A 20,934-nucleotide genomic window follows, 5' to 3' on the forward strand; every position below is an offset into this window, starting at 1 on the left:
GGAGCCCGAGCGGGACCAGGAGGAGCAGGAGCCCGGCGACGGAGCGCCGGGCGCGCAGCGGGAGGGTCAGGCGGGGCGACGGGCGCCGGCGAACGGCATCGTCGAGAGCTTGGCGTACTTGACGGTCGAGCCCGGACGCGGCGCGTGAATGATCATGCCGTCGCCGACGTACAGCGCGACGTGGCTGATGCCGCTGTAGAAGAAGACGAGGTCGCCCGGCTGCAGCTCGTCGCGAGAGACCGCGCGGCCGTCACGGAACTGGGCCTGCGAGGTGCGGTCGAGGCTGACGCCGGCCGCCTTCCACGCGCCGAGGGTCAGACCGGAGCAGTCGTACGCGCCCGGGCCGGTGGCACCGAAGCGGTAGGGCTTGCCGAGCTGCTTGCGGGCCCAGGCGAGTGCCGTCTGACCCTTGCTGCCGTCGTTCGCGGCCGGGTCGGTGGTCTCGGGGGTGGTGCCCAGCGCGCTCTCGGCGAGCGTCTTGGCGTCCTCGGTCTGCTTCTGGTCCTGGGCGGCGAGCGCCTGCTGCTGCTCGGTCGTCAGCTTGTCCAGGACCGCCTTGGCCTCGGTGAGCTTCTTGTCCGAGCCGGCCTTGAGGCCGGCGAGGTCGGACTCCTTCTTCTCCAGGGCGACGAGGTCGGTCTGGCGCGACTTCTGCAGGTCGGAGAGGCTGGCGCGCTGCTGCTGGAAGTCCTGCAGCACCTTGTTCTGGTTGGCGCCGACCTTCTCGATCGTCGACACCTGGGAGAGGAAGCCCTCGGTGTCGGAGTCGAGCAGGAGCTGGGCGGCCGTGTCGACGTTCCGGTCCTGGAACTGCGCGAGGGCGGCCTGGCCGACCTGCTTGCGCAGCGCGTCGACCTTCTGGGCCTGCGTCTGGGCGTCCTGCTGCTTGAGGGCGAGGTCGGCCTTGGAGGCGTCGACCTGCTGCTTGACCGCGAGGTAGTCCTGGTCGAGCGCCTCGGCGTCCACCTGGAGCTGCTCGATCTGGGCCTTCGCCTCGGCGATGGTCACGGCCGGGTCCGCGGAAGCGGTCGACGCGGGGCCGACGAACATCGCAGCGCCGAGCGCCAGGCTCGTGAGCCCGAGCGCCAGCCCTCGGCTGGCACCTCTGGTCTCGCGGAGGCGTGGGAACACGCGGTCTAACCCCTTCGTCTGACTGCATCCGGTCCCGTCTGCGCGCACGCCGACGGTCCGGAACGGTCCTGTGCCCAGGATGCGTCCTGGCCCCGATCTACCAGTGTGCCCGACCTTCACGGAGGGCGCCCCTGGAGCGAGGGAATTCACAGCGTTGCCGAAGCGTGATCGACACCCTTGTCATCGGGTTCGTCAACCGTTCAAGTGCATCGGCTCGCTCAGGTTAGATCACGGTTTGGTCACTGGCAAACCCCGCCTAACCTTCCGAGCCCGTCACGTAACCGGTAAAAATGTCCCGGTCGTCCAGCCCCTCCCAGTCCGCCGGGGCCGGCGAGGCCACGCTCCGGACCGGCCGGGCGGTCGGGACGAGGCGCAACGGAGGCACCAGCCCCGACCCGGCGAGCGCCGACAGCGCCTGCTGCTCGTCGCCGTCGAGGTCGACCCGGGGGCCCGGGATCCCGAGCAGCACGGTGACGACGCAGTCCGTGCAGGCCGGCCCCCGTGCCGAGCAGGAGTCGCAGTCGACGTGCAGGGTGCTCCGCTGGCTCATCGTGGTCTCTCCCCTGGTCGAGCCGGTCTCGCCGGCTGCTGTCGCGGTGCTCTGGTCGGCGTGGCCGGTGACGTCCCCTCACGTCACCGGCCCGCCTTCGCACACTCTGACCACGCCCACTGACACTCCTGGGAGACTCGGCGCATGAGCAGCACCGAGGCGGACCGGCCGGCACCCGACGCGGGAGCGCCGGAGGGTCCGCGCGAGACGTACTCGCACGGTCACCACGCCTCGGTCCTCGCGGCGCACGGCCGGCGCACGGCCGCGACCTCGGCGGCCTACCTGCTGCCGCACCTGCGTCCCGACCACGTCCTGCTGGACGTCGGCGCGGGGCCCGGGACCATCACGGTCGACCTCGCCGCGCACGTGGCGCGCGTCGACGGCCTCGACCCCGCCCCCGCCGCCGTGGCCGCCGCGCAGGAGCTGGTCGCGAGCCGCGGCGTCGACAACGTGCGGATCGCGACGGGCGACGTCTACGCGCTCGACGCCGCCGACGACACGTACGACGTCGTGCACGCCCACCAGGTCCTCCAGCACCTGGCCGACCCCGTCGCCGCGCTGCGCGAGATGCGCCGGGTGTGCCGCCCCGGCGGTCTCGTGGCGGTGCGCGACGCCGACTACGCGACCATGACCTGGTTCCCGCAGAGCGAGGAGCTGACGCGCTGGCTGGCCCTCTACGAGGCGATCGCCCGCGCCAACGGCGGCGAGCCCGACGCGGGCCGGCGGCTCAAGTCCTGGGCGCTGGAGGCGGGCTTCGACGACGTCACCGCGACCGGCTCGGTCTGGTGCTACGCCTCCGACGAGGACCTCGCCTGGTGGACGGGGACCTGGGCGGAGCGCCTGACCGCGTCCTCCTTCGCCACCTCGGCGCTCGCGCACGGCCTCGCCGACCGCGACGAGCTGGGCCGCCTGGCCGAGGGCTGGCTGGCCTTCGGCCAGGACCCGCGCGCCTGGTTCCTGGTGCCGCACGGCGAGGTCCTCGCGGTCGCCTGAGCCGGGTCCCGGCCACGACGTCGGCCGACTTCTCGTGAGCGTCGGCAAGCGGAAGGGCCGGGCGGAGTCTGGACGACTGAGAGAGCACGTCGCGTCGCCCTCTTGACCAGCGCGCGACCGCCGCGGCGTGCGAACGCGGGAGGAAGACCCCGCCGTAGGCCCTGCAGCGGGCGCGAACGAGACGACACCAGACACGCCTCTCGAACAGGTGTGCGAGCAGTTTGTCGGTGGCGGCCCGTACGGTCTCGCGCCATGACCCCCTCGGCTGCGCAGGCGAGCTTCGACGACCTCGGCACCCCGCTGTCGGACCTCACCTACTGCGTGGTCGACCTGGAGACGACCGGCGGCGCGGAGACCGACCGGATCACCGAGATCGGCGCGGTCAAGGTGCGCGCCGGCGAGGTGCTCGGCGAGTTCCAGACGCTGGTGAACCCGCGCACGCACGTGCCGCCGCTCATCGCGGTGCTCACCGGCATCACGAACTCGATGGTCGCCGGCGCCCCCACGCTGCGCGAGGTGCTGCCGGCCTTCCTCGCCTTCGCCCAGGGGACGGTGGTCGTCGCGCACAACGCGCCCTTCGACACCGGCTTCCTCCGCCGGGCCTGCGAGGCGCTCGGCTACCCGTACCCGCGCTGGCCCGTCCTCGACACGGCCACGCTGGCGCGGGTCATCCTGCTGCGCGACGAGGTGCCCAACTGCAAGCTCGGGACGCTCGCCCGCCACTTCCGCACCACCGTCACGCCCAACCACCGCGCGCTCACGGACGCCCAGGCCACCGTCGACGTGCTGCACGGCCTGATGGAGCGGGTCGGCAACCTCGGCGTCCACACCCTCGAGGACCTGCAGGAGTTCAGCCGGCAGGTGTCCCCGCAGCGACGCTCGAAGCGCACCTGGGCGGCCGGCCTGCCCGAGACGGCGGGGGTCTACCTGTTCGTCGCCGAGCAGGAGGCGAGCCCCGGGACGGCCGGCGGCGAGGCCCAGCGGCACGTCCTCTACGTGGGCAAGTCCAAGAACCTGCGGGCCCGGGTGCGCACCTACTTCACGGCCGCCGAGAAGCGCCGGCGGATGGACGAGATGGTCCGGCTGGCCACCGGCGTCGAGACGATCCCGTGCCAGACCCAGCTCGAGGCGGACGTGCTGGAGCTGCGGCTGATCGCCGCCCACGCCCCGCGCTACAACCGCCGGTCCAAGTTCCCCGACCGCCTGTCGTGGGTCAAGATCACGACCGAGACGTTCCCCCGGCTCTCCATCGTCACCGGGGTGCGCGACGACGGCGCGTCGTACTTCGGGCCCTTCCAGCGTCGGCAGGCGGCCGAGGACGTCGTGCTCGCGATCTACGACGGCTTCCCGCTGCGGCAGTGCACGGCGCGGCTGAGCGCGACGAAGCCGGTGGCCGCGTGCGCGCTGGCCGGCATGGGCCGCTGCTGCGCACCGTGCGACGGCTCCGTCGGGCCCGAGGAGTACTCGGCCCTGGTCGAGCGCGTCCGGGCCGCCCTGTGCAGCGACGCCCGCCCGGCCGTGGCGGCGGTCTCGGCGCGGCTGAGCCGCCTGGTGGGCGAGCGGCGCTACGAGGAGGCCGAGACGATCCGGCGGCGGCTCGAGACGCTCGGCCGGACCGCCCGGCGCTTCCACCGGGTCTCGAGCCTGGCCGCCTGCCCGGAGATCGTCGCCGCCCGGCGCGAGGGCGCCGGCTGGGACATCCACGTGATCCGCTACGGCCGCCTCGCCAGCACCGGCGTGGCCGGCCCGCACGACGTCCCCCAGGCGGTCGCGCGCGACACCGTGGCGACCGCCGAGACCGTGCGCCCGGCCCCGCACCCGCTGCCGGCGGCGGGGATCGAGGAGACCGAGCAGATCGCGGACTGGCTCGAGCAGCCCGGCGTACGGCTGATGCACATCGAGGGCGACTGGGCCTGGCCGCTGCACGCGGTGCTCGACCACGAGACCCTCGTCCAGCACGCGCTCGGCGGCGCGGCGGCGCCGCTGCCGGCCCTGGCCTCGGCGTAGGAGGACCGGTGGCCCGCCGGCACCGTCCGACGGTGCGCACCGAGGAGCCGGGAGGGAGCTGCCCCGCAGGGCGTCGGGCCGGACCCTCCCGACCCTAGGATGGCGACCGTGGTGACCGCGATCGTCTTCATCAACGCCGAGGTGGCGCGCATCGGCGAGGTGGCGGAGGCCGTCGCCGCCCTGCCCGGGGTCTCGGAGGTCTACTCCGTCACCGGCGCGCTCGACCTGGTCGCGATCGTCCGGGTCGCCGACCACGAGCAGGTCGCGGGCGTGGTCGCCGACCGCCTGAACAAGGTGCCCGGCATCCTGCGCACGGAGACCCACATCGCGTTCCGCGCCTACTCGGCGCACGACCTCGAGGCGGCCTTCTCCCTCGGTGGCGACTGACCGCGTGACGGACCACTCCCCCGTCCCGGGTCAGGCACCCGAGCAGGTCGAGGACCCCGCCCCGGGCGCCGAGCCCCTCACGGCCGACCTGTCCACCGGTCGGCCGCGGGTCCCGACCCGGGCGCTGGTCGTGACCGCGCTGGTCCTCGTCGCGCTGCTCGTGGCCAGCACGGTCGTCGCCCTCGTCCTGCTGCACCAGCCCCGGCTGACGCCGGTGCCGGTGCCCTCGGTGTCCGCGATCGCCTGACCGCCCGGGGGCGGACCTTCTGACCCCGAGGGGTCAGAAGGACACGAAGGTCGGCAGCGCGACCGCCACCACGCAGGCCACGACGACGGCCAGCAGACCCACCACCTGGACCGGCGTGCGGTTGGCACGCGGCGCGTACGCGAGCACGACGCCCGCCAGCGCGCCGACGAGGATGCCGCCGATCATCGTGAGCCAGCCGTAGCTGGCGAAGCCGACCACCAGGCTGTAGAGCACGAGGATCACGAAGAGGCCGATGTCGCCCCGCACGTCCTCGCCGCTCTTGCGCTTGCCGATGGCGTTCGCCGCCAGCAGGCCGACGACGGCCGAGGCCGCGCCGAGCGTGAAGCCGTTGGCGGGCCCCAGCAGGTAGAACAGCGTCGACCCGCCGAGGGTGGCCGCGAAGTAGATCGCCAGGAACCGCGCCGGCCCCACCTCGGACTCGATGGCACGGCCGGCGAGCCACAGCACCAGCAGGTTCATCACCAGGCCGAGCAGCCCGCCCGAGACGAGCCCGCTCGTCAGGAGCCTCCACAGCTCACCGCTCGCCACACCCGGGTTGTACATGAGCAGCCACGGCAGGACGAGCCCGCGGGTGACCAGGTTCGTCACGTAGACGACGGCCAGGGCGACCATCACGCCCTTGGTCGCGACCCCGGCACCCGCGTTGGCCCGGGCGCCGAAGCGGGTGCGCGGCTCGCGCACACCCGCCCGGCCGAGCCCGACGCAGCGCGGGCACTGGAACCCGACGGACGCCGGGTTCATGCACTCCCCGCAGATCGAACGGCCGCACCGCTGGCAGGCGATGCCGGTCTGCCGGTCCGGGTGCCGGTAGCAGGCGGCGAAGCCCGGGGCCGCGAAGTCCGGCCCCGTCGGCTCGGCGCTCATCGGCTCGTCGGGTGGAGCATCAGGAGGTGGCGTCCGCCGAGCCGAGGGTCACGGACTCGATGACGACGGGCTCGACGGGACGGTCGCCCCGGCCGGTCCGCACGTTGGCGATCTCGTCGACGACCGCGCGGCTCTGGGCGTCGGCGACCTCGCCGAAGATCGAGTGCTTGCGGTTCAGGTGCGGCGTGTTCGTCACGGTGATGAAGAACTGCGAGCCGTTGGTTCCGGGCCCCGCGTTGGCCATCGCCAGCAGGTAGGGCCGGTTGAAGGAGAGGTCCGTGTGGAACTCGTCGGCGAAGGTGTAGCCCGGGCCGCCGGTGCCGGTGCCCAGACGGTCGCCGGTCTGGATCATGAAGCCGTCGATGACGCGGTGGAAGATGACGCCGTCGTAGAACGGGCCGGTGGTGCGCTCACCCGTCTGCGGGTCCTGGTACTCCTGCGTGCCGCCGGCCAGGCCGACGAAGTTCGCCACCGTCTTCGGCGCCTGGTCCGCGAAGAGGTTCAGCACGATGTCGCCGTGGTTGGTGTGCAGGGTTGCCGTTTGCTGGGCCACGAGAAGGGGCACCTTTCTGATGAGGGTCCGGGCTGCCCGGACGCCGGTCACGACCGGCGAGAACCTCGTGAGGTCCGCGCGGCTGGCCTTCCATCTTGGCAGACCGACCCAACGCAGCCCGTCTCTCGGGCCTGACCAGGCCGGACGCTACGGTTGGACAGGCGGCTGGTGGACACCGGTCACCGTCTGGAGGAGACAGAAGTGAACAAGACCCCTGACCCCGGCGAGGTCGTGCGCGACAAGGTCATCCCCGCCGCCGAAGAGCTCGTCGCCGCGTTCGCCGAGCGCGTCGGACCGCTCGCCAAGGAAGCCGTCGACCAGGTCACGCCGGTCGCCCAGGCCGCGGCCGAGAAGACGGTCGCGCTGGCGCACGCGGCCGCCGAGAAGGTCGCCCCCCTCACCCACCAGGCGGTGGACGCGGTCACGCCGTTCGCGCAGCAGACGCGCGACGCCGTGGCGCCCTACGCGCAGCAGGCCGCCGACGCCGTGAGCCCGTACGCCTCCCAGGCCGCCGAGCGCGTGGCGCCGCTGGCCCAGCAGGCGGCCGGGGCGGTCGCGCCGTACGCGACGCTGCTGGTCGAGCAGGGCCGCAAGTCCGGGCTCGACCTCGCCGACCGGCTCGAGCCGGCGCTCGGTGCCGCCAGGGACGCCTTCGACGGCGCCCGGGAGCGGGTCACCAGCGACGTCCTCCCGGCCGTCGGTGCCGCCGCCACGACGGCGGCCGCCTCCGCCGCCCCGCTGGTCGCGGCCGCGACCGAGCGCGGCAAGGCCCTCGTGCAGAGCACCCGGAGCCAGCCCGTGGTCGTCGCCCCGCCGAAGAAGAAGCGAGGCTGGCTGACCACCCTCGCCGTGGTGGCCGCGGCCGCCGGCGCCACGTACGTCGTCGTGCGCCGCCTCGTCGGCGACAAGGGTTCGCAGTGGCAGGCCGCCCGTCCGAGCACGCCGTACGAGCCGCCGGTGAGCGCCGAGGCCGGGGTCGCCACCCCGACGCCGGAGACCGCTCCCCCGACGGCCGGCGGCGAGGAGGTCGTGGCGAGCACGACCTCGCTCTACGGCACGGCCGGCACGGGCGAGGGTTCTCAGAGCCCGGTGGAGGACACCGACGCGTCCGCCGTCGCGGCACGCAACGAGACGATCGACGAGGTGGCCGACGTGGACGAGGGAGCCGACTCCGCACCGGCGGCCGGGCAGACGTCCGGGACCTACGGCGAGGGCTCCGCGACCGACGCGTCGACGGCGTCCTCGGGCACGTCCGGCTCGTCCGAGGGCACCTTCGGCGACGCCGACGGCGCGTCGCCCCTGGGCGACGACCGCGTCGAGGAGCAGGTGCAGGTGGCCGAGGAGCGCGTCTACGAGGAGCCCGAGGCCGCGGTGTGGGCCGAGGAGGACACGAAGATGGGCGGCGGGCCGGCGGAGCACCCCGAGCGCTACGACCTGCCGGGTGTTTACGTCGGCGTCGAGCCGCCCCCCGGCTACACCATCAAGGGCAACGAGCGCTCGATGAAGTACCACACCGTCGACTCGAACAGCTACGGCCGCACGATCGCCCAGGTCTGGTTCGACTCGGAGGACGCGGCCGAGAAGGCCGGCTTCACCCGCGCGCAGCACTGAGCGGACGGAGCACCGGGCCGCAGCGAGACGACAGCGGTCCAGCAGCACAGCAGCACGCCGACGGGCGGTCCGGGTCCTCCGGGCCGCCCGTCGGCGTCTCCGGTCCCGGGCACGGACAACACCCGCGCCCGAGCGACAACACCTCCCGTGTCACATCCAGCCCCGTGCGGAGGCCTTCTCCTACGAGGGCCCCCGCCGGGGGCCCCGGACGGGGACGGGGACGTCATGACGGTGCAGGCGGAGGCAGGGTCCGGTCGGGCGGGCCTGGAGGGGACGGAGGCGGACCGGGCGGCAGCGACCGGGGAGCACGCGGAGGCGGACCGGTGGTGGGTCGACGCCCGCCCGTTCCGGGCGCACCTGCAGCACCTCATGGGCGTCGGCCGGCTGGACGTGCCCGAGGTGGCCGTCGTCCTCGGCCTCTCGACCCGGGCGGTCCGGCACCTGCTCGAGGGTCGGTCGGGCCGGGTGCCGCGCCGGATCAGCCCGCCGACCGCCCGCCGCCTGCTGCTGGTCCGGGTCGACGACGTGCGCGAGCTCCGGTGGCGAGTCGCCCCGGCCGCCCCGGCCCGCACCTCCCTGGACCTCCTGCGCGCCGAGGGCTGGTCCATCGCCGACGTGGCCTTCGCCGTCGGCTCCGCCCTGGACGAGCTCGTCGCCCTCGACGACGCGACCCACTGCAACCGGCTGCTCGCCGTCCGGCTCGTGGGGCTGGCCCGGCGACTGCCCGGCACCCGGGACGACCAGGACCTCGACGAGGTCGCGGCGGCGGCGTGACGGGGACGCGTCCGTACGATCGGCCCGGTGCCGACCCTGTCCCCCTGGCCCGCGCCGGGGCTGCCGGCCGTGGTGCTCGTGGTGCTGGCGACGGCGCTCCCGGTGCTGCTGGGCGCACGCGCGGTGCTGGTCCGCCTGCCCGAGCCGGCGGAGCCCGACGGCAAGCCGCCCTACGCGACGCTCGCGACGCCGCGCTTCGTCGGGACCTGCAGCGCGCTCGCGGCCCTGGCCGGGCTCCTGGTCGCGCTGACCCTGCCGCCCGCGGTGTGGCCGCTCTGGTGGGTCCTCGCCGGGCCCGCTCTGGTCCTCGTCGCCGTGGACGCCCGGACCACCTGGCTGCCGCTCCGGCTGACCCACGTCGTGTGGGCGGCCGCCGTCGGAGCGGCCGCGCTGTCGACCGTCCTCGGCGGGGTCGAGGTGCTGGTCCGCGTCGGCGTGGGGGCGGCCGCGGCCGCCCTGCTCTACCTCGGGCTCTGGCGGCTCTCGCGCGGCGGGCTGGGGTTCGGTGACGTGCGGCTCGCCCCGGTCCTCGGTGCGGCGGGTGCGGCCGTCGGCTGGTCGACCCTCGTCGCGACCCTGCTCCTCGGCAGCCTGGCGGGAGCGGTGGTCGGGGCGGTCCTCACGCTGCGCGGGCGCCCCGGTGCCTTCGCGTACGCGCCTTCGATGCTGGCGGGCGCGTTCCTGGCCTGCGCGCTGCGGGCGTTCAGCGGGTGAGGGCGCCGACCGCGTCGCTCGCGGCCGGGCCGCGGGCCGGCAGCACCACGAGCAGCGCCTCGGCGTAGGCGTCGCTGGCGTCGGGCCGCGGCTCGGTGTGGAAGGCGCCGTCCGGGCCGGCGCCGCTGACCACGAAGCCGTCGCCCAGCCGGTCGAGGGAGACGAAGGCGTCACCGAGCAGCGTCCGCAGCTGCTCCTCGCGCGGCAGCCACACGACGGCGTCGGACTCGACGGAGTCGAGGGCCCACTCGACGGTCCCGTTGAAGTGGAAGCGGGACTCGCCGTTCTTCACGATCAGCTCGACGACCATGTCCGCGATGCTGAAGACCGACTCCGAGATCTCGGGCCGCGGGATGAAGAACTGGTCACCGTTGGCGGGAGTCCAGTCCAGGACGGGGGCGAGCCGGCTCGCGAGGTCGCGTGAGATCACCCGACCAGCGTACGGACCCCGCCACCCGGTGCCAGGGCGGAGCGGCACGGGCTGCCGGGGGTGGGTCAGCCCCCGGTACGGCGGACCGCGCGGGTCGCCGCCACCCAGGCGTCAAGGGTCCGGGCGGAAGCACCGCTGTCGACGGCCTCGCGGGCCACCTCCAGCTGGGCGGCGAGCTGCGCGGTGAGCCCGGCCGCGTCGGGGCCCTCGTGGGCGACCAGCGCGGCGGCGGCGTTCAGCAGGACGACGTCGCGCACCGGCCCGGTCTCCCCCGCCAGGACGGCACGGACGACGTCGGCGTTGTGCTGCGGGTCCCCGCCCACGAGGTCGTCGGGCTCGGCCCGGGCGATGCCCACGTCCAGCGGGTCGAAGGTCGTCCGCACGACGGTGCCGTCGCGGTGGACCCAGACGGTCGAGGGGCAGGTGGTGGTGAGCTCGTCGAGCCCGTCCCCGCCGTGGACGACGAGGCCCTGGTTGCCGCGACGGGCGAGCACGCCGGCCACGAGCTCGGCCACCCGTGCGTCGGCCACGCCCACCGCCTGGGCGGCGGGTTGCGCGGGGTTGGCCAGGGGGCCGAGGAAGTTGAAGACGGTGGCGACGCCGAGCTCGCGGCGCACGAGGCCCGCGTGCCGCAGCGCCGGGTGGTAGAGCGGGGCGAAGAGGAAGGCGATCCCGGCCTCGTCGACGACGCGCTGCTGGTCCTCGGGGACGACGTCGAGGACGACCCCGAGGGCCTCGAGCACGTCCGCGGCCCCGCTGGCCGAGGATGCCGCGCGGTTGCCGTGCTTGACCACGCGCGCCCCGGCGCCGGCGGCGACGATCGCGGCCATCGTCGAGATGTTGACCGTGTTGGCCCGGTCGCCGCCCGAGCCGACGACGTCGACCGCGTGGCCGCCGATCTCGAGGGGGGTCGCGAAGTCGAGCATCGTCTCGGCCAGGCCGGAGATCTCGTCGACCGTCTCGCCCTTGGTCCGCAGCGCCATCACGAAGCCGGCGATCTGCGCGGGGGTGGCGGAGCCGCCGAGGATCTGGCGCATCGCCCAGGCCGTCGTGGCCCGGTCCGCGTCGCGGCGCGCCACGAGGCCGCTCAGCACGGACGGCCAGGTCGGCTCCGCGCCGGGTCCGGGGGTCGCGCCGCTCACACGCGTCCGGCGGCGCTGGCCGCGTCGCGCAGCAGCTGCGCGACCACCGCCGGCAGCCGCACGGGGTCCACGGGATGGCCCACCACGCCGTCGGCGCGGGACCAGGTCGCGAGCCAGGCGTCGTCGGGCCGGCCCGTCAGCACCAGCAGCGGCGGGCAGCGGCGGACCTCGTCCTTCAGCTGGCGGCACAGGCCCATGCCGCCCGGGACGGCCTCGCCGTCGAGGATCGCGAGGTCGATGCCCCCGCGGTCCATCGCCGTGAGCACCGCGGGCTGGGTGGCGACCTCCTCCACCCGGACAGGCGGGAGGTCGCGGGCGACGCGGCGCCCGAGGGCCAGCCGCACGTCCTCCCGGGTGCGCCGGTTGGACGAATAGAGCAGCACGGTCAGGGCGCCGGGCGCGTCTGGTCCGGGATGGCTGCTCATGTCGACGTCTCCTGCGCGCTCGCCTGCCTGGGTCGGCCCGCCGACCGCGCGGACCGCGAGCAGCCTAGTGGTCGGCCCGGGCGTCCGGCCGACGCCATGCTGCGCCGCGCCCGACCGTGCCCCTTGCGGCATCTGTGGACATAATGACTCCGTGGCCATGCACACGCACAGCGTCACCGGCTCCATGACGAAGCCGGAGAGCGCGCTGCACCCGATCCCTCAGTCCCGCCTCTACGGCAGGGCCGGGAGACCCGACGCCGTGGCGGTGGGCACCATCATCTGGCTGGCGTCGGAGCTGATGTTCTTCGCCGCCCTCTTCGCCGCCTACTTCACGATCCGCAACGTGACCTTCGCCCAGGCGGCGCAGGCCAACGTGCCGGCGCTGTGGGACACCTCGACCGCGATGCTCAACATCCCGTTCGCCATCGCGAACACCGCGGTCCTGGTGTCGAGCTCGTTCACCTGCCAGATGGGCGTCTTCGCCGCCGAGCGCGGCCAGGTCGGCCGCACCGGCTCCCGGCTGAACGTCGGCGGCTGGGGCCTGCGCGAGTGGTACTACCTGACGTTCGGCCTCGGCGCCTTCTTCATCGCCGGGCAGACCTTCGAGTACGCCACGCTCTTCCACGAGAACCTGACGATCTCGACGAACGCGTACGGCTCGGTCTTCTTCCTGGCCACCGGCTTCCACGGCCTGCACGTGACCGGCGGGCTGATCGCCTTCCTGTTCGTCCTGGGCCGCACGTTCCTGGCCCGCACCTTCACGCACGAGCAGGCCGTCACCGCGGTCGTCGTCTCGTACTACTGGCACTTCGTCGACATCGTCTGGATCGCGCTCTTCGGCGTGATCTACCTGCTGCGCTGACGTCGTCCCCCGGCCGCCCCACGGGGACGGCCGACCTGCGCCGACGGTGACGCAAGCGACACACCACGTGTCGCATCCGTCGTCGGGCAGACAACTGAATCCTTGGATGAACGACGGAGGGGTAGAAACAGTGGCATTCCTGGCGGCACGACGGCGGCACCCGGCGACACGGGCTCTGCTCCTGCTGCTCGCGCTGTTCGTCATGGGGATCCTGTCGATGCTGTTCGCCCCCGGGCAGCAGTCGTCGGCCGACACCGGGACGAGCCAGCAGGTCGAGCAGGGCAAGGCGCTGTTCGCCGTCCAGTGCTCCTCCTGCCACGGCCTGAACGGCGAGGGCCAGGTCACCAGCACCATCCAGGGCCCGCCCCTGGCCGGCGTCGGCGCCGCCTCCGTCGAGTTCCAGGTGGGCACCGGCCGCATGCCGATGTCGCAGGGTCAGGTGGCGCAGGCGCCCGTGCACCCGGTCCGCTTCAGCGAGTCCGAGATCGCGGCCCTGGCCGCGTACGTCGCGACCCTCGGCCCGGGCCCGGCGATTCCCGCTCCGGAGCAGTACGACACGGCCGGCGTCAGCCAGGAGGACATCGCCCGCGGCGGCGAGCTCTTCCGCACCAACTGCTCGGCCTGCCACAACTTCGAGGGTGCGGGCGGCGCGCTGCCCGGCGGCAAGTACGCCCCCTCGCTGATGGACACCGAGAACATCCACATCTACGAGGCCATGGTGACCGGCCCGCAGCAGATGCCGGTCTTCAACGACGACGTCCTCCGCCCGGAGGACAAGAAGGCGATCATCGCCTACCTCAACGACCTGCACTCCCGCCCCAACCAGGGCGGCCTCGACCTCGGCGGGCTCGGCCCGGTGAGCGAGGGCCTGTGGGCCTGGATCATCGGCATCGGTGGTCTGATCGTCTTCGCGGTCTGGATCGCGTCCAAGGGAGTCAAGGCGAAGTGACCGATCTCGAACGCAGCGCATCGGCCGGCGACGGCCACACCGACCTCGACGTCGCGCACCCGGAGTCGCAGTACCCGGTCGCCGACCCCGGCCACCCGGAGCACCTGCCCCGGCTGACCGACGTCGACGAGGCCGCGGCCGACCGGGCCACCCGGCAGGTGGCGACGATGTTCGCCCTCGTGCCGGTGCTGGCCATCGGCTTCGCGGTCGCGTACTTCGCGGTCCCGAAGACGGCGTACGTCGACTTCGGCTTCCTGCACGTCGACCTGCAGCACCTGCTGCTGGGCACGACCGCCGGGCTCGCCCTCCTCCTGATCGGCGTCGGCGCGGTCCAGTGGGCACGCCAGCTGATGGACGACCACGAGATGGTCGACTACCGGCACAGCGCCACCTCCGACCGGGACGACCGCGAGTACGTCGTCACGGAGCTGCAGAAGGGCACCGAGGAGTCGAAGATCACGCGCCGCAAGGTGCTGGGTCGCAGCCTCGTCGGCGCGCTCGCCGCGATGGGCATCCCGCTCATCGTCAGCTTCGCCGACCTCGGTCCCTGGCCCACCAAGAAGCGCCGGGCCGCCACGATCGAGACGACGATCTGGCACGAGGGCGTCCGGCTCGTCAACGACGTCACCTACGTGCCGATCAAGGCCTCCGACCTGGAGATCGGGCAGCTGGTCAACGGCCAGCCCGAGAACCTCAAGGAGCTCGAGGGCACGGAGTTCCAGCAGGCCAAGGCGAAGTCCTCGATCATCGTGGTCCGCATGGACCCCCGCACCATCCAGATCCCGGCCTCGCGCCAGGACTGGCAGGTCGGCGGGATCCTCTGCTACTCCAAGATCTGCACCCACGTCGGCTGCCCCATCAGCCTGTGGGAGCAGCAGACGCACCACCTGCTCTGCCCGTGCCACCAGTCGACCTTCGACCTCGGCAACTCGGGGCTGGTCATCTTCGGCCCGGCCGCGCGTGCGCTGCCGCAGCTGCCCATCACCGTGGACGCCGAGGGCTACCTCGTCGCACGCAGTGGTTTCACCGTCCCGGTCGGCCCGAGCTTCTTCGAGCGGGACTCGCGCAACGACTTCAAGGAAGGGGACAACTGATGGCTCGTCCAGCAGCCACAGTTTCCGACGCTCCGGCCGTCCAGGCGGCAACCCCCAAGCAGGAGCTGGGGCCGGTCTTCAAGCTGGCCGCCGGCCCGGCGGACTACCTCGACCAACGCCTCGGCGTGGCCAAGCTGAGCCGTCCCTTCATCCGCAAGGTGTTCCCCGACCACTGGTCGTTCCTGCTGGGTGAGGTCGCGCTCTACTCGTTCGTCGTCCTGCTGCTGACCGGGGTCTTCCTGACCATCTGGTACAAGCCGTCGATGGCCGAGGTCGAGTACGACGGCACCTACCAGCTGCTCCGCGGGCTCACCATGTCGCAGAGCTACGAGTCCTCGCTGCAGCTGTCCTTCGACATCCGCGGCGGCCTCCTGGTCCGGCAGATCCACCACTGGTCGGCGATGCTCTTCCTCGCCGCGATGCTGGCGCACATGCTCCGCGTGTTCTTCACGGGCGCGTTCCGCAAGCCGCGCGAGCTCAACTACCTGCTGGGCGTCGGCCTCATCCTGACCGGCCTCATCGAGGGCTTCGCGGGCTACTCGCTGCCCGACGACCTGCTGTCCGGCACGGGTCTCCGCTTCGTCGACGGCCTCATCCGGGCCATCCCGCTCATCGGGACCTGGGCCGAGTTCTTCGTCTTCGGCGGCGAGTTCCCCGGCGACATCATCGTGGCCCGCCTCTACATGGTCCACATCCTGCTGCTGCCGGCGATCATCCTGGGCCTGATCGCGGCCCACCTGGCGCTGGTCGTCTACCTCAAGCACACGCAGTTCCCCGGCCCGGGCCGGAACGAGACCAACGTCGTCGGCTACCCGATCTTCCCGGTCTACATGGCGAAGGCCGGTGGGTTCTTCTTCATCGTCTTCGGCGTGCTGGTCCTCATGGGCGGGCTGATGCAGATCAACCCGATCTGGACGTACGGGCCCTACAACCCGGCCGAGGTCACGGCGGGCTCGCAGCCCGACTGGTACATGGGCTTCGTCGAGGGCGCCATCCGGATCATGCCGAACTGGGAGTCCCACATCGGCGGCACGACCTGGTCGTGGAACGTCGCGATCCCGGGTCTCGGCGTCATGGGTCTGTTCTTCGGCCTGATGGCGGCCTACCCCTTCCTCGAGGCGTGGGTCACCAAGGACAAGGCCGAGCACCACATCCTCGAGCGTCCCCGCAACAACCCGACCCGCACCGGCCTCGGCGTCGCGGCGATGACGGCGTACGGCATGCTCTGGATCGGCGGTGGCAACGACCTCGTCGCGACCCAGTTCCACGTGTCGCTCAACGCGGTGACCTACATCCTGCGGGTGGCGGTCTTCGTGGCCCCGGTCCTGGCGTTCATGATCACCAAGCGCATCTGCATCGGGCTCCAGCGTTCCGACGAGGAGCGTCTGCTGCACGGGGCCGAGACGGGCATCATCGAGCGCGACCCGTCGGGTTCCTACTCCGAGCGGCACGCCCCGATCAGCCAGGGCGAGGCCTGGACGCTGACCCAGCACCGCCAGTACGCGGCGCTGATGCCGGCGGAGTCCGACCCCGACCTGACCGACGGTCAGCTGCAGCGCGAGAACCTCCGCCGTCGGGCGAGCCGGTTCTACTTCATCGACACGCTGCGCAAGCCGACGCGGGCCGAGCTCGAGGCGGCTCAGCACCACGGCGACGGGCACGACGGCCACGAGATCGAGTCCGGTCACAACGGGAACGGTCAGAACGGCAACGGCAACGGCCACAACGGGAACGGGAACGGCCACCACTCCATCGAGGCCGGCGAGAAGACTTCCGGAGCGGTTCCCAGCCAGTAGCACCGAGCACCACCGGCACCACGACGAAGCCCCGCCTCCCCTACCGGGAGGCGGGGCTTCGTCGTTCCCCGGCCGGCCGCCGCCGGAGCTCCACCCGCGCACCGGGCGGTGCCTGTGGGTTCCGTCACCCTGGGTAACGAACCGGCGGAGCGGGTCGTTGGCCGACACGGACGAGGACACGCAGGTGTCCGCCACGCCCGGACGAGACCACGGAGACATGAGCACCGACCAGCACGGCCGCACGCGCCCGCCCTCCCCCGACGAGGGGCCCGCCCAGCAGGAGAAGCCGAAGAGCCCTCTGTCGATCACCCAGGTGGTCGCCGGTGCCCTGGCCGCGATGACCGCGGCTGCCCTCGGCTCCCGCCTCAGCGTCGCCGGCACGGTGCTGGGAGCGGCGTTCGCGAGCATCGTCGCGGCCGTCGCGAGCGCCCTCTACTCCGCCTCCCTGCGACGGACGAGCAAGGGCGTCAGCGCGGTGCTGGTCCGGGTCCGCCCCACGTCCTCCGCCGCGGGCGCCCCCGGCGACGCCGGCCCGACCGCCGCCTCGGCCGACGCACGGCCCGACCTGGGCACGGGCACCCGTACGGACCTCGGTCCGGTGAGCGACGACGACCCCGACGCCGGGTCCGACTGGGTGCTCCCCGTCACCGCCGCGGAGGACGTCCCGCCGACCGCCACGGCGGACGCCCCGCGCAGGTTCGCCTGGAAGCCGGCGCTCGTCGGCGCCCTGCTGATGTTCGTCATCGCGGCCCTGGTGCTGACCGGCATCGAGCTGGCCACCGGTCGGGCCCTGTCGGGCGGCACGGGGACGACGGTCGGCCAGGTCGCCGACCCCGGCACCCGCCCGTCCCCCACCCCGACGGCGCGCACCACGCCGACGCCCACCGCCACCCCGACCCCGACGCGCAGCGCGGAGCCGAGCGCGACGCCGACGCCCACGCCGTCGAGCGAGCCGACGGCCGCGCCCAGCGCGACGCCGAGCGCGGCCCCGACGCCGAGCGCCACGCCGTCCGCGTCGACGCCCAGCGCCGCCCCGACCCCGTCCGGGTCGTCGTCCACCCCGTGACCAGGCGCGGCTCCGTTAAGATCATCTGACGGGCCTGTCGGTCCGCGGGGTGACGAGCTGGACCCGAGGGGGACGCACGGTGGCTGCCGGTCGGCGCGCCGTCACGCGTGACGACGTGGCCCGTCAGGCCGGCGTCAGCACCGCGGTCGTCAGCTACGTCGTGAACAACGGCCCCAAGCCCGTCGCGCCCAAGACCGCCGCCCGGGTGCGGGACGCCATCGAGCTCCTCGACTACCGCCCGAACCCGAGCGCGAAGGCCCTCCGCAAGGGGCGGACCGACATCATCGGCCTGGTGCTGGCCGACGCGGACAACCCCTTCTACACCGAGTACGCCTCCGCCATCGGCGCCGAGGCCTTCGACCGCGGCCGCGCCCTGATGATCGCGACGGCCCGGCACGACCTCGCCAACGAGACGCGGCTCGTCGACGACCTGCTCGGTCGCCAGGTCGACGGGATCATCGCGGCCAGCGTCTCGCACCGCCCCGAGGAGACGATGCTGCGCTCGTTCCGGCTCCCGCCGGTCGTGCTGCTGGACGCCTCCGCGCCGACCCCGGGCTTCGCCGGCGTCGGGCTGGACGGGGCGTCGGGGGCCCGCCTGGCCGTCGAGCACCTCGTCCGGGTGCACGGCCACCGGAGGATCGGCCTCGTGCTCGGCGAGACGAACCCGGAGCGCGAGGACAACCGGGAGACCGGGTGGCGCCGGGCGCTGCACGACGAGGGCCTGCCGGAGGGTCCGCTCGCCCGCGTGTCCTGGACGCGCGACGGCGGGTACGAGGCCGGCCGGCTCCTCCTGGACGACCCGGACCCGCCGACCGCCGTGTTCGCCTGCAGCGACCTGCTCGCCGTCGGGCTGCTGCGCGCCGGGCACGAGCGCGGGCTCGCGCTCCCCGGCGACCTCGCCGTGATCAGCTTCGACGGGACCAAGGAGGCCGAGTACTCCTGGCCGCCCCTCACCGTGGTGGCCCAGCCGATCGCCGAGATGGCCCGCGCGGCCGTCTCCCTGGCGCTGGACCCGGCCCGCCCGACCCCCTTCCACCAGTTCCCGGGGACGCTCGTCGTCCGTCGCTCCTGCGGCTGCCCGGTCGCCTGATGCCCCGCCGGCCGGCGCGCTCCCCCGCGGCGCCGGTCGTCGCCGCCCTCGTCGCCGGCTCGCTGGTGGTCGTCGGCGCGGAGGTCGGGGCGGCGTACGCGGTCCGGTCCGCCCTCGACCACCGCGCGTACGTGACCGAGCTACGGCTCGACGCGGCGCTGGAGACGTTCCGTCCGGTGGAGCGCCCCGGCCTCGCCTCGCCGGCGGACCCCGCGACCTTCGGCCCGGACCAGAACCCCCGGACCGACCCGGCCGCCTGCGCACCCCTCAGCGTGCTGACCACGACGAGCCCGGTGGACGGCCGCAGCTGGACCGGGGCGTCCGGGCGGCCGCTGCAGCCCGTCACGCTGCTCGTCGTCCGCTTCGACGACGCCGCCACCGCCCGCGCGGAGCTCGACCGCAAGCGGCTCGCGCTGCTCCGCTGCCGCCGGGTCGCCATCACCTTCCCGCCGTACGACGGCCCGCCCACGACCTACACGGTCGAGGACCGCCTGCGACCGACCACCGCCGCGGGCCCCGTGGTGCGGTGGAGCCTCGTCGGCGGCGACCGGCGCTTCGACTTCTACGTCCGCCGTTACGCCAACACCCTCACCTGGACCTACGCCGACGACGTCAGCACCCCGCAGGTGCGCGAAGAGGTCGCCGACAGCCTCGTCACCCGCCTGCAGGACCTCGCCCACCGCTGACGGACCCGTGCGCGTCCTGCGGGGAGCGGGAGCCGGCGGGCGGGACCGGCCGCGGGGACGCGAGAGGGGCGCCGCCCGGTGGTCCGGACGACGCCCCTCGTGGGCGGTGCAGGGCGTCCGCGGACGCCCTCAGCTCACTGGAAGAGCTGGTTGACCTGGGTGTTCGCCTCGGTCAGCGAGGACACGTCGGCCTTGCCCGACAGGACGTTGTCCATGGCCGGGGTCATGATGTTGTTGATCTCCGACGCGTGGTCGGTGATCGGGAACAGGAACGTCGTCTTGTTCGTGACCTGGTCGGTGAAGGGCGTCACGTCGATGCCCTTGGCCTTCCAGGCGGCGACGGCCTTGTCCGTGGCGGACGGGATGGCCGGGAAGACGATGGCCTTCTCGCCCACGATGTCCTGGCAGGCGGCCGAGCCGAGGAACTCGACCCACTTGGCCGCGGCCGGCTTGTTCTTCGACCCGATCCAGATGGAGTCGGCCAGGCCGTTGTACATGCTGGCCCGCTGACCGCTCGGACCGGTCGGCGTCGGGGCGAGCCCGACGTCGAGGCCCTTGGCGCCGAAGAGCTGGTTGGTGCTCCACGAGCCGCTGGTGGTCATCGCGTACTTGCCGGCGCCGAAGATCGACGACTGGTCCTGACCGGTGACGGCGGCGACGCTGGGCATGTAGCCCTTGTCGATCAGCGTCTTGAACCAGGCGATGGTCTGCTGGAACTGGGGCTGGTCGTAGTTGTAGTGCGTGCCCCAGGGGTTCTTGTCGGTATGCGTCCAGCCGTTGGAGCCGGTGTACATGCTCCACTGGGTCTGGCCGTTCGGGCCGCCGGAACCGCCGTCGAGACCGAGGCCGTAGACCTTGATCTTGGACTTGTCGAAGCCGGGCTCGTCACCGCGGCGCCCGCTGGTGTCCTGGGTCAGGTGGGCGATGGTCTTCTCGTACGTGCCCCCGTCGGTCGGGTTCCAGGAGAGCGTGGCCAGGTCGGACTCGTTGATGCCCGCGGCCTCGACGAACTTCTTGTTGTAGAAGAGGCCGACGGTGTCGAAGTCCTTGGGCAGGCCGTAGCGCTTGCCGTCCTCGCTCTTCCACAGGTCGGCGAGGCCGGTCTGGTACTGGTTCGGGTCGATCCCGTCCTTGGCCAGCGTCGGGTCGAGGTCGACCAGCTGGTCCTGGTTGGCGAACTCGCCGAACTTGGCCAGGTGGTCGGTGAAGACGTCCGGGGCGTCGCCGGCGACGAAGCCGTTCGTGAGCTTGCTCCAGTAGTCGTCCCACCCGGTCTGGGTGATCTTGATCGTGACGTTCGGGTTCGCCGTGTGGAAGGCGTCCGCGCAGGCCTGGTAGGCCGGGAGCTGGTTCGCGTCCCACAGCCAGTAGCTGACCTCGCCCGACGCCGTACTGGTGTCGATCGCGTCGCCGTCCCCACCGCCGCTGCCACCGGAGTCCGAGCTGCCGCCACCGCACGCGGTGAGGGTGAGGCTCAGCGCCGCGAGACCGACGAGCGCGGCCCCCAGCTTCTTGCGCGTTCCTGCCATCGTTGGCATGTCC

22 protein-coding genes are annotated in these 20,934 nt (G+C 73.1%); 14 read left to right on the forward strand and 8 right to left on the reverse strand.

Translation table 11 applies throughout. From position 1 onward, the window contains the following. Window positions 1–66: 66 nt before the first annotated feature. Window positions 67–1,131 (reverse strand): NlpC/P60 family protein, encoded by a 1,065-nt coding sequence (locus ABD665_RS08520; RefSeq protein ID WP_204911369.1) that lies wholly within the window; start codon window positions 1,129–1,131, stop codon window positions 67–69. Window positions 1,132–1,387: 256 nt separating this feature from the next. Continuing rightward, window positions 1,388–1,681 carry a hypothetical protein gene (locus ABD665_RS08525; protein WP_204911368.1) on the reverse strand — a complete coding sequence of 98 codons (294 nt, stop codon included), beginning with the start codon at window positions 1,679–1,681 and terminating at the stop codon, window positions 1,388–1,390. A 144-nt stretch (window positions 1,682–1,825) separates the two neighbouring features. Between ABD665_RS08525 and ABD665_RS08530 the strand changes: the two genes are divergently transcribed. The 4 genes from ABD665_RS08530 (at window position 1,826) to ABD665_RS08545 (ending at window position 5,315) form a co-directional block, all read left to right on the forward strand. Next, window positions 1,826–2,674: a methyltransferase domain-containing protein gene (locus ABD665_RS08530; RefSeq protein WP_204911367.1), complete on the forward strand. Its 849-nt coding sequence runs from the start codon at window positions 1,826–1,828 to the stop codon at window positions 2,672–2,674. 252 nt (window positions 2,675–2,926) lie between these two features. Then, on the forward strand, window positions 2,927–4,681 hold the full coding sequence (locus ABD665_RS08535) for a DEDD exonuclease domain-containing protein (RefSeq protein ID WP_204911366.1): 1,755 nt from the start codon (window positions 2,927–2,929) through the stop codon (window positions 4,679–4,681). Window positions 4,682–4,789: 108 nt separating this feature from the next. Next, the gene (locus ABD665_RS08540) at window positions 4,790–5,068 is read left to right on the forward strand and encodes an Lrp/AsnC ligand binding domain-containing protein (protein WP_204911365.1); all 279 of its coding nucleotides are present in this window, start codon (window positions 4,790–4,792) and stop codon (window positions 5,066–5,068) included. Between the two features lie 4 nt (window positions 5,069–5,072). Continuing rightward, window positions 5,073–5,315 (forward strand): hypothetical protein, encoded by a 243-nt coding sequence (locus ABD665_RS08545; RefSeq protein WP_204911364.1) that lies wholly within the window; start codon window positions 5,073–5,075, stop codon window positions 5,313–5,315. A 33-nt stretch (window positions 5,316–5,348) separates the two neighbouring features. Here the strand turns inward: ABD665_RS08545 and ABD665_RS08550 are convergent, their stop codons facing one another. Together ABD665_RS08550 and ABD665_RS08555 are read right to left on the reverse strand one after the other, a co-directional pair. Further along, window positions 5,349–6,200, reverse strand: a complete 852-nt coding sequence (locus ABD665_RS08550) for a rhomboid family intramembrane serine protease (RefSeq protein WP_204911363.1) — start codon at window positions 6,198–6,200, stop codon at window positions 5,349–5,351. Window positions 6,201–6,219: 19 nt separating this feature from the next. Further along, complete coding sequence (locus ABD665_RS08555; RefSeq protein WP_204911362.1) at window positions 6,220–6,753, reverse strand: peptidylprolyl isomerase; 534 nt, start codon at window positions 6,751–6,753, stop codon at window positions 6,220–6,222. Between the two features lie 201 nt (window positions 6,754–6,954). On the opposite strand from ABD665_RS08555, the gene ABD665_RS08560 reads away from it, so the two are divergent. The 3 genes from ABD665_RS08560 to ABD665_RS08570 all read left to right on the forward strand — a co-directional run bounded on the left by ABD665_RS08560 (window position 6,955) and on the right by ABD665_RS08570 (window position 9,852). Beyond that, window positions 6,955–8,364 (forward strand): sunset domain-containing protein, encoded by a 1,410-nt coding sequence (locus tag ABD665_RS08560; protein ID WP_204911361.1) that lies wholly within the window; start codon window positions 6,955–6,957, stop codon window positions 8,362–8,364. Window positions 8,365–8,589: 225 nt separating this feature from the next. Next, window positions 8,590–9,138, forward strand: coding sequence for a hypothetical protein (locus ABD665_RS08565; RefSeq protein ID WP_204911360.1), 549 nt, complete (start codon window positions 8,590–8,592; stop codon window positions 9,136–9,138). 27 nt (window positions 9,139–9,165) lie between these two features. Then, window positions 9,166–9,852, forward strand: a complete 687-nt coding sequence (locus tag ABD665_RS08570) for a prepilin peptidase (protein ID WP_204911359.1) — start codon at window positions 9,166–9,168, stop codon at window positions 9,850–9,852. Here ABD665_RS08570 and ABD665_RS08575 read toward each other — a convergent pair. The 3 genes from ABD665_RS08575 to ABD665_RS08585 all read right to left on the reverse strand — a co-directional run bounded on the left by ABD665_RS08575 (window position 9,842) and on the right by ABD665_RS08585 (window position 11,849). Beyond that, a complete protein-coding gene (locus ABD665_RS08575; protein ID WP_204911358.1) occupies window positions 9,842–10,282 on the reverse strand; it encodes a pilus assembly protein CpaE in 441 nt (146 codons plus the stop codon). The genes ABD665_RS08570 and ABD665_RS08575 overlap by 11 nt on opposite strands. Before the next feature lie 65 nt (window positions 10,283–10,347). After that, window positions 10,348–11,424 carry an anthranilate phosphoribosyltransferase gene (trpD, locus tag ABD665_RS08580; protein WP_204911357.1) on the reverse strand — a complete coding sequence of 359 codons (1,077 nt, stop codon included), beginning with the start codon at window positions 11,422–11,424 and terminating at the stop codon, window positions 10,348–10,350. Beyond that, the gene (locus ABD665_RS08585; RefSeq protein WP_204911356.1) at window positions 11,421–11,849 is read right to left on the reverse strand and encodes a response regulator transcription factor; all 429 of its coding nucleotides are present in this window, start codon (window positions 11,847–11,849) and stop codon (window positions 11,421–11,423) included. The genes trpD and ABD665_RS08585 overlap by 4 nt, the downstream gene beginning before the upstream one ends. Window positions 11,850–12,006: 157 nt before the next feature. Here ABD665_RS08585 and ctaE point away from each other — a divergent pair, with 157 nt between their 5' ends. The 7 genes from ctaE (at window position 12,007) to ABD665_RS08620 (ending at window position 19,392) form a co-directional block, all read left to right on the forward strand. Then, entirely contained in the window at window positions 12,007–12,711 is a 705-nt protein-coding gene (gene ctaE, locus ABD665_RS08590) for an aa3-type cytochrome oxidase subunit III (protein ID WP_486348144.1), read from the forward strand. Window positions 12,712–12,841: 130 nt separating this feature from the next. Continuing rightward, window positions 12,842–13,660 (forward strand): cytochrome bc1 complex diheme cytochrome c subunit, encoded by an 819-nt coding sequence (gene qcrC / locus ABD665_RS08595; protein ID WP_204911355.1) that lies wholly within the window; start codon window positions 12,842–12,844, stop codon window positions 13,658–13,660. Next, window positions 13,657–14,754: a cytochrome bc1 complex Rieske iron-sulfur subunit gene (qcrA, locus tag ABD665_RS08600; RefSeq protein ID WP_204911354.1), complete on the forward strand. Its 1,098-nt coding sequence runs from the start codon at window positions 13,657–13,659 to the stop codon at window positions 14,752–14,754. Before qcrC ends, qcrA begins: the two co-directional genes overlap by 4 nt. After that, on the forward strand, window positions 14,754–16,550 hold the full coding sequence (gene qcrB, locus ABD665_RS08605) for a cytochrome bc1 complex cytochrome b subunit (RefSeq protein ID WP_204911353.1): 1,797 nt from the start codon (window positions 14,754–14,756) through the stop codon (window positions 16,548–16,550). The genes qcrA and qcrB overlap by 1 nt, the downstream gene beginning before the upstream one ends. Window positions 16,551–16,767: 217 nt before the next feature. Beyond that, on the forward strand, window positions 16,768–17,616 hold the full coding sequence (locus ABD665_RS08610) for a hypothetical protein (protein WP_204911352.1): 849 nt from the start codon (window positions 16,768–16,770) through the stop codon (window positions 17,614–17,616). A 79-nt stretch (window positions 17,617–17,695) separates the two neighbouring features. After that, the gene (locus ABD665_RS08615) at window positions 17,696–18,706 is read left to right on the forward strand and encodes a substrate-binding domain-containing protein (RefSeq protein WP_204911351.1); all 1,011 of its coding nucleotides are present in this window, start codon (window positions 17,696–17,698) and stop codon (window positions 18,704–18,706) included. Then, on the forward strand, window positions 18,706–19,392 hold the full coding sequence (locus tag ABD665_RS08620) for a sensor domain-containing protein (protein ID WP_204911350.1): 687 nt from the start codon (window positions 18,706–18,708) through the stop codon (window positions 19,390–19,392). Before ABD665_RS08615 ends, ABD665_RS08620 begins: the two co-directional genes overlap by 1 nt. 134 nt (window positions 19,393–19,526) lie before the next feature. Here ABD665_RS08620 and ABD665_RS08625 read toward each other — a convergent pair whose 3' ends face one another. Continuing rightward, window positions 19,527–20,921: an extracellular solute-binding protein gene (locus ABD665_RS08625; RefSeq protein WP_204911349.1), complete on the reverse strand. Its 1,395-nt coding sequence runs from the start codon at window positions 20,919–20,921 to the stop codon at window positions 19,527–19,529. Window positions 20,922–20,934 lie beyond the last annotated feature (13 nt).

Origin of the sequence: Microlunatus spumicola, from assembly GCF_039536445.1 — a bacterium.
Classification (GTDB): domain Bacteria; phylum Actinomycetota; class Actinomycetes; order Propionibacteriales; family Propionibacteriaceae; genus Microlunatus; species Microlunatus spumicola.